At 41.7% G+C, this 14,682-nt stretch carries 13 protein-coding genes; 9 read left to right on the forward strand and 4 right to left on the reverse strand.

Translation table 11 applies throughout. From position 1 onward, the window contains the following. Positions 1–51 precede the first annotated feature (51 nt). Positions 52–627: a TetR/AcrR family transcriptional regulator gene (locus PH210_RS27290; protein WP_289989487.1), complete on the reverse strand. Its 576-nt coding sequence runs from the start codon at positions 625–627 to the stop codon at positions 52–54. A 174-nt stretch (positions 628–801) separates the two neighbouring features. On the opposite strand from PH210_RS27290, the gene PH210_RS27295 reads away from it, so the two are divergent. The 5 genes from PH210_RS27295 to PH210_RS27315 all read left to right on the forward strand — a co-directional run bounded on the left by PH210_RS27295 (position 802) and on the right by PH210_RS27315 (position 7,060). After that, positions 802–2,457 carry an FAD-binding dehydrogenase gene (locus PH210_RS27295; protein ID WP_289989489.1) on the forward strand — a complete coding sequence of 552 codons (1,656 nt, stop codon included), beginning with the start codon at positions 802–804 and terminating at the stop codon, positions 2,455–2,457. Between the two features lie 134 nt (positions 2,458–2,591). Next, a complete protein-coding gene (locus PH210_RS27300) occupies positions 2,592–3,290 on the forward strand; it encodes a response regulator transcription factor (RefSeq protein ID WP_289989491.1) in 699 nt (232 codons plus the stop codon). Then, on the forward strand, positions 3,290–4,261 hold the full coding sequence (locus PH210_RS27305) for a sensor histidine kinase (RefSeq protein WP_289989492.1): 972 nt from the start codon (positions 3,290–3,292) through the stop codon (positions 4,259–4,261). Before PH210_RS27300 ends, PH210_RS27305 begins: the two co-directional genes overlap by 1 nt. A 149-nt stretch (positions 4,262–4,410) precedes the next feature. Next, complete coding sequence (locus PH210_RS27310; protein WP_223596282.1) at positions 4,411–5,181, forward strand: ABC transporter ATP-binding protein; 771 nt, start codon at positions 4,411–4,413, stop codon at positions 5,179–5,181. Beyond that, positions 5,156–7,060 (forward strand): FtsX-like permease family protein, encoded by a 1,905-nt coding sequence (locus tag PH210_RS27315; RefSeq protein WP_289989496.1) that lies wholly within the window; start codon positions 5,156–5,158, stop codon positions 7,058–7,060. The genes PH210_RS27310 and PH210_RS27315 overlap by 26 nt, the downstream gene beginning before the upstream one ends. A 48-nt stretch (positions 7,061–7,108) precedes the next feature. Here PH210_RS27315 and PH210_RS27320 read toward each other — a convergent pair whose 3' ends face one another. Together PH210_RS27320 and PH210_RS27325 are read right to left on the reverse strand one after the other, a co-directional pair. Continuing rightward, entirely contained in the window at positions 7,109–9,310 is a 2,202-nt protein-coding gene (locus PH210_RS27320; protein WP_289989498.1) for an MMPL family transporter, read from the reverse strand. 286 nt (positions 9,311–9,596) lie between these two features. Continuing rightward, entirely contained in the window at positions 9,597–10,502 is a 906-nt protein-coding gene (locus PH210_RS27325) for a nuclease-related domain-containing protein (RefSeq protein ID WP_289989500.1), read from the reverse strand. 158 nt (positions 10,503–10,660) lie between these two features. On the opposite strand from PH210_RS27325, the gene PH210_RS27330 reads away from it, so the two are divergent. The 3 genes from PH210_RS27330 to PH210_RS27340 are packed head-to-tail and all read left to right on the forward strand — an operon-like array spanning position 10,661 to position 13,226. After that, the gene (locus PH210_RS27330) at positions 10,661–11,638 is read left to right on the forward strand and encodes an ABC transporter ATP-binding protein (RefSeq protein ID WP_289989502.1); all 978 of its coding nucleotides are present in this window, start codon (positions 10,661–10,663) and stop codon (positions 11,636–11,638) included. Continuing rightward, positions 11,635–12,438, forward strand: coding sequence for an ABC transporter permease (locus tag PH210_RS27335; protein ID WP_289989504.1), 804 nt, complete (start codon positions 11,635–11,637; stop codon positions 12,436–12,438). Before PH210_RS27330 ends, PH210_RS27335 begins: the two co-directional genes overlap by 4 nt. A 5-nt stretch (positions 12,439–12,443) precedes the next feature. Next, positions 12,444–13,226, forward strand: a complete 783-nt coding sequence (locus tag PH210_RS27340) for an ABC transporter permease (protein ID WP_289989505.1) — start codon at positions 12,444–12,446, stop codon at positions 13,224–13,226. 58 nt (positions 13,227–13,284) lie between these two features. Here the strand turns inward: PH210_RS27340 and PH210_RS27345 are convergent, their stop codons facing one another. Further along, positions 13,285–13,884, reverse strand: coding sequence for an undecaprenyl-diphosphatase (locus PH210_RS27345; protein ID WP_289989507.1), 600 nt, complete (start codon positions 13,882–13,884; stop codon positions 13,285–13,287). Positions 13,885–14,103: 219 nt separating this feature from the next. On the opposite strand from PH210_RS27345, the gene PH210_RS27350 reads away from it, so the two are divergent. Beyond that, the gene (locus tag PH210_RS27350; RefSeq protein ID WP_289989509.1) at positions 14,104–14,673 is read left to right on the forward strand and encodes a TetR/AcrR family transcriptional regulator; all 570 of its coding nucleotides are present in this window, start codon (positions 14,104–14,106) and stop codon (positions 14,671–14,673) included. Positions 14,674–14,682: the final 9 nt, after the last annotated feature.

Raw genomic sequence — 14,682 nt, forward strand, 5'->3', positions numbered from 1 at the left:
ATTGACACTAATGTCACTATTATTATCTTTCAAAGTAACATATGTGTCAATTTATGTTTTTATGAACATTCCGTGGCAAATCATTTCCTTAATTGAACGAACCCAAACGGAATGGGGGATATTAAAATGATTTGGAATGGCGACAGATTGAAAAATATATCCCAAAATGACCGCTTCCGGTATGGACGGATTTAGTTTCTTTTCTTCCTTCCCAAGCTTAAGGAAGTTCTGTAAACATAGATACATTTCTAAAAGGTGCTTGTCTAATTGATCCTTATTTTCTTTTACTTTTTTGTTAACCATAACTGGAATCTGTTGGCCAATCTTAATCATTTTTTGAATGTCGGAATAACTGAAAATAAGATTTAAAAGAAAGTCGAACTGCTCCTCAAATCCATCCCGTAATTCTATTTCTTTTAACTTGGTAAGAAAATGCTCCATTTCATAAAGCATATAATCCGTAATTAACTCTTCTTTATTTTCATAGTACTTATAAAGTGCTCCCCGTGATACGTCCAAATCATCAGCAAGAAGACTAAATGTAAATCCCTCATAGCCATGCATGAGAAGAAGCTGTTCTGTGGCTTGAAATAAATCATCTTTAGAAAATTTGCGTTCACGTGCCATTTTTTTCACCCCAAGCCTATTATAAACAATGATGGAAACAATGGAAAATAACATTTTCTAAATGAGCATATTGACTGTTAATAGATTCCAAATTTATACTAGCAATGAAATATAAATATCTGAAAATTATGTATTATTGGTGAGCTGAAGAAAGAGTGGCAGGGGGATGAAATCATGGATTTTGATGTAATAGTGGTAGGGGCAGGACTCGCCGGTTTAGTAGCAGCAGCAGAGATTGCTGATGCAGGTAAAAAGGTGCTGCTTTTAGACCAAGAATCAGAAGCCTCATTGGGGGGACAAGCGTGGTGGTCTTTTGGCGGCTTATTCTTGGTTGATACGCCGGAGCAGCGCCGGATGGGAATAAAGGATTCCAAAGAATTGGCATGGCAGGACTGGTTGGGTACGGCTGGTTTCGATAGGGAAAATGACGAGGATTACTGGGCACTAAAATGGGCAGAGGCTTATGTTGATTTTGCGGCAGGGGAGAAACGGGCCTGGCTTTATGACATGGGAGTGCGCTTTTTTCCAGTGGTTGGCTGGGCTGAACGTGGCGGATATCTAGCTGATGGACATGGAAACTCAGTCCCGCGCTTCCATGTTGTCTGGGGAACAGGTCCCGGCATTGTTGCTCCTTTTGAACGAAGGGTTAGGGAGCACATGAAAAAGGGATTAGTGGAATTTCGCCCTCGTCATCGCGTTGACGGTCTTATTAATAGTAACGGAGCAATTGTGGGTGTGAGCGGTTCTGTTCTTGCTCCGAGCTCCGCTGCCCGCGGGGAGGACAGCAACAGAGATGTTATAGGAAGTTTTGAATATCATGCACAATCGGTGTTAGTCTCTAGTGGCGGGATAGGCGGAAACCACGATCTTGTTCGTGAAAATTGGCCGAGCCGATTGGGAGAGCCTCCAAAACATATGATTTCTGGCGTGCCGGCACATGTCGATGGCCGGATGCTCTCCATCACCGAGGAGGCAGGGGGAAGAATTGTCAATCGGGATCGCATGTGGCACTACACTGAAGGGATCCAAAATTGGAATCCGGTCTGGACCAATCATGGTATCCGCATTCTTCCAGGGCCATCCTCCATATGGCTGGATGCTCGCGGCCGGCGCTTCTCCGCACCTAATTTCCCAGGATTCGATACATTAGGTACACTCGAGGCTATTCAAAAGACAGGTTACGATTATTCCTGGTTTATTTTAACGCAAAAAATTATAGAAAAAGAATTCGCCCTCTCCGGATCGGAGCAAAATCCAGATATAACCGGAAAAAGTATTCGCAAGGTATTGGGTAGAGCTTTGCCTGGTGCACCTGGGCCGGTAAAGGCTTTTATGGATAAGGGCGAGGATTTTATTATTGCGGATAATTTGGCTGATTTGGTAGCCGGTATGAATAAGCTAACGGGTGACAAACTGTTAGAGCTGGCAGAAATCGAGCGGCAAATAAAGGCGCGGGACCGGGAACTGGATAATACCTTTTCGAAGGATCTGCAAATAACAGCCATCCGTGGTGCGCGTAATTATCTTGGAGATAAATTAATCCGTGTCGCCACACCGCATAAAATTCTAGATCCAAAGAATGGACCTTTGATTGCAGTCCGCCTGCATATCTTAAGCCGAAAAACATTAGGCGGATTACAAACTGATTTATCCGGAAGGGTCCTAAACTCAGCGGGAGAAGCCATCCCTGGATTGTATGCTGCAGGAGAAGCATCAGGCTTTGGCGGCGGAGGAGTACATGGTTACCGCTCCCTGGAAGGTACCTTTGTAGGAGGCTGTCTGTTTTCTGGAAGAGCAGCCGGGCGGGCGATTGCTAAAGAATTGGGATAAAAAAATGAAAGCACCTCATTGGCAGGTTGTCCAAGGCGAACATCTCTCATAAACATGGGAGATGTTTTGTTGTTTCCATTGTTTCCCTTATTTTTGTTACAATCATGAGTATGATAGGCAAAAGGAGAATGAGGATGTTTAAGATTTTTATAATTGAAGATGACAAACAATTGGTCAGCTTGCTGAAAGAGCATTTACATAAATTTGGGTATGACACAAAATCCGTTGATGATTTTGCAGATGTCCGTACCCAATTTGAACAATATGATCCACATCTCGTTTTATTGGATGTCAACCTGCCGAAGTTTGATGGCTACTATTGGTGCCGGCAAATCCGCAGTATCTCCACGTGCCCGATTCTGTTTATTTCAGCTCGTGAAGGAAAAATGGACCAAGTGATGGCTCTTGAAAATGGAGCGGATGATTATATCACGAAGCCTTTTGATTATGAAATCGTCACCGCCAAAATTAATAGTCAGCTCAGAAGGGCATATGGGACCTATGCCAGTTCACAAAATGGACGGACCACCACTGTTGTAGGACTGACGCTTGACGTTGAACGAATGAGTCTTTCATTTAGCGGACAGGAAATTGAGCTAAGTCATACAGAAGCAAAAATTTTGGATGAATTGATGAAAAGGGCAGAGCGGGTGGTCAGCCGTGACCGGCTGTTAGAAAAAATCTGGGACGACCAGGCATTTGTTGATGATAATACTTTGAATGTATATATTACGCGGGTGAGGAAAAAGTTGGCTTCTTTAGAGATTACGGAAGCACTTCAAACGATTCGCGGCCAGGGATATCGGCTCCTTCCGAACTGGGAGGATAAATAATGAAGCTTTTTTTCCGTGAGCAAATTCTTTTGATTATTTTTTATCTTCTTCAATTATTGGTCATCTCGTTCATTTATTGGCTTGATGGCTATCGAAATTTGAGGATAAGTTTATATGCTGCTTTCCTTAGTGGCTTCCTATTGATAGGGTATCTCTTCATTCGCTACATGACGAATCGCTCCTTTTATCAACGGTTGGAAAAACCACTCACATCCATGGAGGACTTTTCAGGTAATCTGCAGCTATCACCCCTGGCAGAAAGCTTACAGCGGCTTCTAAAAAGCCAATTCCGCCATTATAAAACGGATTTACATAATTATAAGTACAAGCTCGAAGGCCATATCCAGTTTATCAATCAATGGGTTCATCAAATGAAGACACCATTGTCCGTTATCCATTTAATAATTCAGGACGAGGACGACCCGCGATTTACGGCCATTGGCGATGAACTTGATCGGTTAAAAAAAGGGCTCGAGATGGTTCTATATACTGCCCGCCTTGATACATTCGATAGGGATTTTTATGTTGAGACCCTTGATTTGCAAAAGGTTGTCCGAACGGTCACTTCAAGCCAAAAACGATTATTTATTCGCAGTCGAGTATTTCCAAGCTTTCAATTTGAGGGGAATTTAAGTGTGGCCACCGACGAGAAATGGCTGTCTTTTGTGTTGACCCAGCTAATAACAAATGCCGTTCGTTATACAGTCGAAGCGGGACGGAAAGTTTATTTTCATGGTTATCATCGGGGAATGAATGTAATTCTAGAAGTTCGTGATGAAGGTGTGGGAATCCCTTCCAGCGATTTACCGCGTATTTTTGACCCCTATTTCACAGGCCAAAATGGCCGCAACTTCCAAGAATCAACGGGAATGGGCCTCCACCTCGTCAAACAAATATGCGAAAAACTAGGCCACCGCATCGAAATAGAATCCACCCTATACAAAGGGACAATAGTGCGTATCATAATATAGGTGTCAGGCACCACTAGTGTACATTTGTCCTTATGTGGTGGACACCATCGTTTTCTTACTAATTTGTAAGGTAACTGTAAGTTAAGGAAATGGGAGATGGGCGGGTTTCTCGCTACAATTGGGTTATCAATAATACAGGGAGTGAGATCATGTCCATCTTGGAAGTGAGACATTTAGAAAAGATTTATGAGGGGAAGGTCGCCCATAAGGCTTTAGACAATATCAATTTTTCGATTGAAAAAGGGGAATTTGTTGGGATTATGGGACCGTCAGGAAGTGGGAAAACGACTCTCTTAAACTTAATTGCAACGATCGACCGGCCAACCGCCGGTGAAATATTTATCAATGGGAAAAATCCACATGTGTTAAATCGAAAAGAAACGGCGTTATTCAGACGACATGAGCTTGGTTTTGTTTTTCAGCATTTTAACCTGCTGGATACGCTAACGGTGGAGGAAAACATTGTCCTGCCGTTAACCCTTGATGGCGAAAGCGTTAAAGAGATGGATAAAAAACTGCAATATGTGACGAAAAAACTAGGGATTGACTCTATTTTAAAAAAGAGAACCTATGAAATCTCCGGCGGACAAATGCAGCGAACCGCGATTGCGCGCTCCATCATTCACAGCCCATCTCTCATTTTGGCCGATGAACCGACGGGGAATCTGGATTCAAAGGCCTCTAAGGATGTCATGGAGACATTTACAGCTATTAACAAAGAGGAAAAAGCAACAGCTTTAATGGTAACACACGATCCGTTTGCTGCCAGCTATTGCCACCGAGTCATTTTTATTAAGGACGGAAAGCTCTATAACGAAATCTACCGTGGTGAGAACCGCCAAGCCTTTTTCCAAAAAATCATGGACATGCTTGCATTGTTAGGAGGGGAAAGCCGTGACCTTTCCGCAGTTCGTTTATAGAAATGTTGTCCGTAATAAACGGACCTATGCCGCTTATTTTTTAAGCAGCGCCTTTTCCGTATTGATTTTCTTTGTATACGCGCTATTCATCTTCCATCCGGATATTAAACAGGGTGTGACGAAAACTGCGGCCATCCAATTAATGACAGCTGCGGAAGTGATAATGTATGTTTTTTCCTTCCTCTTTGTTCTCTATTCTGTCAGCACGTTTCTCAAATCTCGGAAACGAGAATTCGGTATTCTTATGATGCATGGAATGACAAGGAACCAATTGAACCTTATGGTGTTTTTAGAAAATATGCTGATTGGTATTGGTGCCATTGTGGTTGGAATTGGTCTGGGGTTAATCACTGGAAAACTATTTTTAATGATAGGGGCGAAAATGATTGGCATCGGTCCACTGAGATTCTATTTTTCTGAAAAAGCATTGCTGCTGACAACCTTTGCTTTTATCATCCTCTTCTTCTGTATTTCGTTATTCACAACGGCTCTTGTGAGAGTAAACAAACTAATCGATTTATTCCAAGCGGGGGAGAAGCCTAAAACAGAGCCAAAGGTATCACCGTTCTTATCATTGCTTTCAGCCGTATTGCTTATTGCCAGTTATTATTTGGCTGCCACTGCTACCTTGCAGACGCTGATAATCCGGATGCTTCCGGTCATTGCAATGACCATTGTCGGAACGTATTTCTTTTACACCCAGCTATCCGTGTTCATTACCAAATTACTACAGAAAAACCGTGGACTGTTTTGGAGAAAAACAAATATGATCACCATTTCCTCTCTTCGGTATCGCTTGAAAGATAATGCCAGAATGTTTTTCATGGTGACCATCGTATCGACCGTAGCCTTCTGTGCCGTTGGGACACTCGCTTCCATGAATGTGATGAACAGGCAGGTGAAACAGGACTTTCCGGCAGAAATCAGTTATCTAGCTAATGATGATCAACCCGTTAACCAGCAGAATTTAGTGCAAATTGAGACGGAGCTTAAGGAAAGAAAGCTAGAATATACATCCCATCAAATTCCGATAAAATATATAGCAGTTGCATCGTCAACCGATCGATTTACACCAAAGGAAATACCAGTTGTTTCTTTCTCTGATTATGAGAAAATAATGACCTCTGCTGGAAATGCTTTTAAGGAAAAACGTCTTGCCGGAAAAGAAGTGCTAGGAATGCGGACAGGATCCTTTAGTAACCCGGAAGGAGTGACATATACATTAAAACAAGATCATATTAAGCTTCGTCAAAATAAGATGTCCAAAAATACTGTCCTTCCAATGCAGTTAATTTTTTCTGAAGGTCTTGTTATTAGTGATGAACTATTTGAAAAAGTAACTCCGGAAAATACTAAAATATATACTGGCTTTTATACTAGTGACCTTAAAAAAACATCCGGCATTGGTGAGAATCTCGTCGAGCATGGCATGAAGTTTTATTCTGATAAAGGCCCTTACTCGATGTCAGTCAGCGGGACTATTTATGAAAATCAAATGAGTATGTACAAGATGATGCTATTCGTTGCGTTACTGATTGGGGCCGTCTTCTTTATTGCAGCAGGAAGCTTCTTATACTTCCGCTTGTATGCCGATTTGGATTACGATAGACGCCATTATTTAACGATTACAAAGGTTGGCTTAACAAATCAGGAGCTGAACAAAATTGTAACTCGTCAGCTCTCACTGCTTTTCTTTGTTCCTATTTTAGTGGCCTTCTTGCATAGTGTCTTTGCTTTCATGGCCCTGCAAAGCTTGTTCTCCTTATCGATTGCAAAAGAGATTGTCATCGTCCTAGCAAGTTTCTTAATCGCGCAATTCATTTATTTCTTCTTAATTCGTTTCCGTTATTTACGAAACTTAAAGAAAACCTTGGTTTAACGAATACACCGTTCAGATTTCCTGAACGGTGTATTCGTATTCATATAATCAAAATCTATAGGTGATTTCTTGAGGTATACCCTGTTTTTTTACTAAAAGTAAAATGGAAGGCAGCAGCATGCCGCGCACTAAGAACGTATCCATTAACACCCCTAAAGCCATCGTTACCCCAAATAAGAATAGCTCTTGAAGCGGCTGTGTCATTAACACGGCAAAAGTTGCAGCGAGGATGATCCCTGCTGAAGAAATAACGCCACCTGTTAAGGCTACTCCGTTTCCAACTGCTTGATTCCAAGAAAACTTTAGCGCTTCTTCCTTAATACGTGATACCAGCATGATATTGTAATCCACGCCGAGTGCAACCATAAAGACAAATGCGTAGACCGGCAATCGATAACTGATTGAGTCAAACCCAAGGATATTATGGAAGAAAATCCAGCCGAAGCCTAGGGTCGCTGCAAACGACAATAGAATGGTAGCCATCATTAAAAGCGGTAAGAGGATGGAACGGGTTTGCAGCGCTAGCATGAATGTAATTAACACGGTAACAAGGGAAAAGAGAATAATCGTATCCCGTTGATTCATCGCCCGAATATCCAATTGTTCTGCTGTTTGGCCGGCAAAGTGTAAATGATAGCTGTTTGTTGCAAGACCGCTTTCGCTAAGGATTTTCCCTGTTTGATTACGGAGTTTTTGAACAGTTTTTAGCGCCCCCTTATCATATGGATTATCTTTTAAAATCAACTGCAATTTAAATGTCCGTTTATTTTCCCCAATAAACCCGTCTGGCAGCTTTGTGCGGTCCTTAAGGTTTGCATCTGTCAGTTCTTGGCTGATGGAATCCACCCCATTGACCGCTTTTAAGTTCTCCTCAAGCGTTTTGACACTTTTTAAAAATTTCTCATCTAATACCATGCTTTCATCGCTTGTTAAAATAACCGTTACGGGGGCTAATTGCCCTGCCGGGTAGTGCTTTTCCAATAATTCAAAGCCCTGGCGTGAGGAAAGCTCCTCCGGAAATGACTTCATAATATTAAAAGAGTATTGAATCGATGTGGTATTTAGCGCGCCGGCAAGCAGTACGATTAACAAGATCGCAGTTATGACGGCGGGATGTTTCATGACCTGTTTGCTAACCTTATTCCAAAAGCCTGCTTTCGTTTTTTCATCTGTACTCGGAATAAAGGGCCAAAAGGCTTTTCGCCCCATTAAAGCAAAGATACTTGGTATTAAGGTTAATCCGGCAATGAGAATAAAGACTATTGCTACTGAAAAAACAGGAGCAAAGTGATTATATGGCATAAACACAGTGGCGAATAGAGTTAACACTGATAAAAGGACTGTACCGCCGCTAAATAAAATGGGTTCTGAGACATGGTGAATCGCCTCCTCCATGGCGCTATATTTGGAGGAGTAGTTTTTTAGCTCTTCACGATAACGGGAGAAAATAAACAAGCTGTAATCGGTTAACACGGCAAACAAAAGAACAAGCATGATGGATATAGCTGAACTATCAAGAACAAACCAATCCTGTTTTCCTGCAAACCCTAATACCCGGTCCACAGTCTGGTACACGATCGCTGCAATTATTAAAGGAGTTAGTGCTAATAAGGGAGAGCGGTAAATGACTAATAATAAAACAAAGATCAATAAAATGGTTCCCAGCATTAAAACAAAGTCAGCATTTTTAAAAATAGATATGGTATCTGAAGAAATACCAGCAGGTCCAGTGATTTCTGTCTGTAGGGATCCTAATTTTAATTGTTTCAGTTTGTCATTCATGGCCTTAATTATTTCATTGGCATCCTTTGAATCCGTGCCCTCTTTTAAAGTGAAATTGAGGAGCAAGGTTGTTCCATCCTTTGAAAACATTTGATCCTGCAACAGTTTAGGGAACTGGTGAAAGGGCAGCGAGCTTTCTATTTTTGAGGGTTTTTTGGTGGAACTAAGCCATTGGCTGACTTCGATTATCTTTTGTCGATCTTTATCATTTATTTTTTCGGCGCGATGAAAGACTAGTATTCCAGTTAGCCCTTCCTTAGAAGGAAATTGTTGTTTTATGATTTGGTCGGCAATGGCGGAAGGGGTATCATTCTTCACGCTTCCTTCCTTGCTGCTTACAGAATACTGTTTTGAGGACGGTGCGAGTGTGCTTAATAATATAACAGCGGCAATCCAAATGAAAAGAACCACTTTGGCCCCGCGTTTACTGCTTGAAAATTTCACTAAACTTTGTAACGGATTCATCATCCAATTCAACTCCCATTCAAGATTTGATTACAGCTTAAGCTTTGATTGTGAATGGAATATGAATAAAAGATTAAAAGTGGTTTTTGTGAAAATTGGAGTGGAAAATTTTAATAGAGGAGGACTATGGGACAAAATAGAAAGGAAGTCGAATTGAAATGTCCCATGGGCGAACTCTATGGGACAAAATAGAAAGGAAGTCCAAGTGAAATGTCCCATAGGAGGGCTCTATGGGACAAAACATGCAAAGAACCTGACTAAAGTGTCCTATACAATGCCATAATGCTCTTTATTCATATAGAACCCATCGACGATCCCCAATAATATTAAAGTTTTTCCTAAGAATCCTGCTTATTCGTTTCCTTGACTCAAAAACTTGGCACCAGTCTAAAACCGCGCTAGTGGTAATTTTCATCTCCGGAAAAAGAAGCCTCAACTCCTCCACACACCTCAATACCGCGGCTTCAACCAGCTCTTCGTGGCCACACCCACCACACACACATTTCTGACCACAGACAAAAATCGAAAAGGAATGGCACAATGCACAAATAATACCCTTTCGCATCCAATTATATTGATAGGGCGGCAGCCTTGGATAAGGAGGTTCTTTAATATGCAGTGACATTAATTTGTCAGCCAGCTTCACATGTTTGCCATTTACTTTTGATGGCAACATGTCCAATTTTCTCATATAGCTATTGACCTTTGTCGGTAAAATAATGGGATCGTGTCGAGAGGCTTGATATAGGGTAAACTCGGGATTGATATGAACAACCCAGGGTTCGATAGGCATATAAAGTCCAAGACTTTGGAGTAATTGGCGGAGTAAAGATGAGCTTCGCTGCAACTGGATTAGTGGATTCTTACGTTCGCTTCCGTTTATGTAATAAAACCTTCCGTTTTCATAATAGTATTCACCTTCAAGGTTTTTAATTTCGTTCATGAAAATCTTTGGCTGCGAAATAACCAATGAATCAATTTGGAATTTAGTATTGTTGACCTCTAACAGCAGCCCATTTGAAATCAAACATTCGCACCCAAGCATTTCTGTTAAAGAATTAAACTTCATCTCACCATCATAGCCTTTTTTAAGGCTTAAATACTTGTTCTTGGCATCCAAAGGTAAGTCCATTCTCGTGTTTAAAATGCCTAGAGCAATTAATTCAGCTGTTTTCGTAAGGGGCTTTTTAACCATATGCCACATCCTTTCACAAACATTTTATAAAAAAATACCCCCACTCTTCGATTAAAATCATGAATGTTTTGTTACGATTCAGAAAATTCTTGACACGAATGAGAGCTGAATGTTATTATTTTCCTTCGCGACAAAAATAGAAGGAGGCGAATCCAAAGTTGATCCAATTAAAAGGCATAAGCAAGTCCTATAAAGTCGCTAAGCGCCAAACGGGACTCCGGCAGGCGGCGAAAGCCCTTTTCCGCCAGGAACACACTATTGTCGAAGCGCTTAAAGACATCTCATTTACCATAAACCCCGGTGAAATTGTCGGCTATATCGGTCCAAATGGGGCAGGCAAATCAACAACCATCAAAATCATGAGCGGGATATTGGTGCCTGACACTGGAACTTGCACGATAATGGGGTATACTCCTTGGAAAGATAGAACCAAGTATGTAAAAAATATCGGCGTCGTCTTCGGCCAGCGATCACAGCTATGGTGGGACGTTCCGGTAATAGACTCATTTGAACTCCTTAAGGATATTTATAAAGTTCCGCAGCAAGAATATAAAACTACCACAGACCTGCTTATCGAAACGCTTGAACTGCAAGAAATCATCTATTCACCCGTCCGCCAATTAAGCCTTGGGCAGCGGATGCGCTGTGAAATTGCGGCTTCCCTCATACATAATCCAAACATCCTATTTTTAGACGAACCAACCATTGGGCTGGATGCTGTTTCAAAAATCGCCGTCCGCCAATTCATCAAAACGATAAATCAAGAAAAAGGAGTAACTGTGATTCTCACCACCCACGATATGAATGACATAGAGGCGCTTGCAGAAAGGGTAATCCTAATCGGAAAAGGGAGCCTTTTGTACGACGGCCAATTAGGAGAATTAAGAAAGAGGTTTGGCACCAAAAAAATAATTACAGCGGAATATAAACAAAGGGCAAATCCGATTCAAATACCAGGAGCATCCGTTCTTTCATGGTCACCGGAGCGCGCAGTATTAAGTGTAGACACAGCGAACTTTAAAACATCGGATATTATTACTCATTTAACCACCCAAGTAGAACTGGTAGATGTCACAATCGAAACACAGCCTATTGAGGATATCATCGTGCAGCTTTATAAGGAGTATCAAATATGAGGGTATATCTATCCGTGTTGAAGCTTCGTCTCCTTAATGGCATGCAGTACCGGTCGGCTGCACTTGCCGGAGTAGCCACCCAATTTTTCTGGGGATTCATGATCATTATGGTGTTTCAAGCATTTTACCAAAATGCCGCTGATACGCAACCGATTTCCTTAAAAGAACTAATCACCTACATATGGCTGCAGCAAGCATTTCTGGTTTTCGTTACCGTGTGGTTTCGCGATAGTGAGCTGTTTGATTTAATCACAAGCGGCAATATCGCTTACGAACTTTGCCGTCCATGTGAGCTATATGGATTTTGGTTTGCCAAACTGTTGGCGCAGCGGTTATCAAGCGCTATACTCCGTTGTTTCCCGATCTTAATCTTTTCGTTCTTTTTGCCAAGGCCCTACAACATGACTTTTCCACCAAGTTTATCTGCTTTTCTATTATTCTTAACCGCTTTAATGCTAGGGTTACTGCTTCTGGTAGCCATCTCCATGTTTCTGTACATATCCGTATTTATAACCATGTCCCCTATGGGGTCGCTGTTGATCTTTGGTATCCTCGGTGAATTTTTTGCAGGTTTGATTATTCCGGTTCCGTTAATGCCATCCTGGCTCCAGAATATAGCAAATGTGCTTCCGTTCCGCTGGACGGCTGATTTTCCTTTCAGGGTTTATTCAGGCCATATTCCGCAAAAAGAAGCCCTCATCGGCATTGCTATTCAACTGGTGTATTTGCTAGTTCTTGTTTGGCTGGGGAGAGTCTCCATGAATCGTATTTTACGGAAAGTCGTCGTACAAGGAGGGTGACCTATATGAAATTATATTTTAAGTACCTTCAAATTCTCTTTAAATCCCAGATGCAATACCGTACATCCTTTTGGCTCCTCACGGTGGGCCAGTTTTTTATTCCTTTTGCCGTCTTTGCTGGGCTTTATCTCTTATTTGAACGGTTCGGGCAAATAAAAGGCTGGCAGTTTTTTGAGGTGGCGCTTTGCTTCGCCGTCATTCATATGTCCTTCAGTTTGAGTGAGTGCTTTGCCCGGGGGTTTGATATGTTTTCGAGCCTTGTCGTCAGAGGGGATTTTGACCGGATTCTAGTACGGCCGAGAAGTACGTTTATCCAAGTGCTTGGATCAAAATTTGAGTTTACGAAAGCAGGTCGGCTCCTTCAAAGCGCACTTGTGTTAATCTGGGCCTTGAGCAATCTTCCCATTGATTGGACCCTGATTAAAGCGATTACCCTTGTGCTAATGGTAACAAGCGGTGTTTTTATATTTACCGGAATCTATATACTCGCCGCTACAATGTGTTTTTGGACCGTGCAGGGCCTTGAAGTGGCAAATATATTTACCGATGGCGGCCGGGAAATAGCCCAATATCCATTAAACATCTATCAAAAATGGGTGACCCGCTTTTTTACCTTTGTGATTCCATTTGGTACCGTCAACTATTTGCCGTTACTCTATTTGCTTGGAAAAAATAACGGCGATGACCTTCTGTATATACTAACACCAGTGTTGGGAAGCATATTTGTCCTTCCATGCTTGCTCGTCTGGCAAATGGGTGTAAGACACTATCGTTCTACAGGATCGTAATTTCAAGGGGGACAGTGCAGACGGAAATTAGGTGGAAAACCCACAGACACTGTGGGTTCTATAGACTCTTGGACTTATTTTTAAAAGGTAAAATGCGCTGTTCGATATCTTCATAAAACACTAGAAATCGATTTATGATGGAAAGTCTGGGCATGACCCAGTGGATCAATAGTGCGGATATAATTCCTAATAGGGCGCCAGCTGCCACATCGACAGGGTAATGAACGCCAACCCAGATACGGGATACACCAATACAGACTGGGATGACAAGCCAAAACCACCAGCCTTTTTTTCGAACCATCCAAATGGAGATAAAAATGGAAAAAAATAAGATTGTATGATCACTGGGGAATGAGTTATCAACAGCATGTTCCACTAGCTTATTAACATGCGGCAGTGCGGCAAAGGGTTGGTGATGAGAATAAAACTGGCCCGCAGCTTTTCCAAGGATTTCAGCCAGTGCACAGGCACAAAGTGACTGGATAACCATCCTTCGATTTTTGGTTGTTCTTGTGAACCAATATAGGACAATAATGAAGCATATAAAAAACAACATATATTCTGCCATAAAAATCACAACAGGGTTCAAGGCAGAAAATTGTGAACCCAAATCATTGATCGAGCGAAAGACATCAATATTTATTTTGGAAAATGCCATAACCAACCTCCAATATTCTTGATACATTTATTGTAAAAAGAGGCGAGGCCCCGCCGCTATGGAAGAAGATTACACTTGCTTACAAACTTGTAAGCTTTTTAAGCATGGCGAATGGGTTTTGTTTCTTGCTTCCAATTGAATCCCAAATTTAGCTATGTTATAGTGAAAATATGTAGTTGACCAAAAAACTAAATCAGTCAAAGGGGCAGGTATTCGAAAATGGCACTCGATCGGAGAAAAATGATTGTCGAAGCAGCAACGAAATCTTTTTCGTTGTTCGGTTATAAGGCCACGACCATGGACCAAGTCGCAAAGCTCGCGAATGTTGGTAAAGGAACCATTTATACGTTTTTTAAAAATAAAGAAGAGTTGTTTGAAGAGATCATTTCTTCATTGGTGAAGGAAATGATTGCGGAGGCGGAGTTTGTGATTCAACCGGATTTGCCGTTTACGGAAAATGTTCACCGGGCGCTCTATCGCCTCTTAGAATTCCGCTCTCAGCACCAGCTGATGATTAAGCTTGTTCAAGAAGAGAAGGAAATGGGAACTTTAGCTGTTGCGGAAAAGCTCCAGCATGTCGAGAATGAAATAATTGAGTATCTTAAGGGGAAAATTGATGCCGCGATAACGAAGGGAGCGATTCCGGCAGCAGACTCTGAAATCACGTGCTTTCTGCTTTTAAAAATGTATATCGCACTTGTTTCAGACTGGGAAAGGAACCATGAACCGCTAAGCTCAGAACAAATCGCCGAAGTGATGAAGGTATTTTTATTAAAAGGACTAGTGTGAATCTGGTAA

Source organism: Paenibacillus sp. BSR1-1, from assembly GCF_030403775.1.
Taxonomy (GTDB): Bacteria; Bacillota; Bacilli; order Bacillales; family Cytobacillaceae; genus Neobacillus.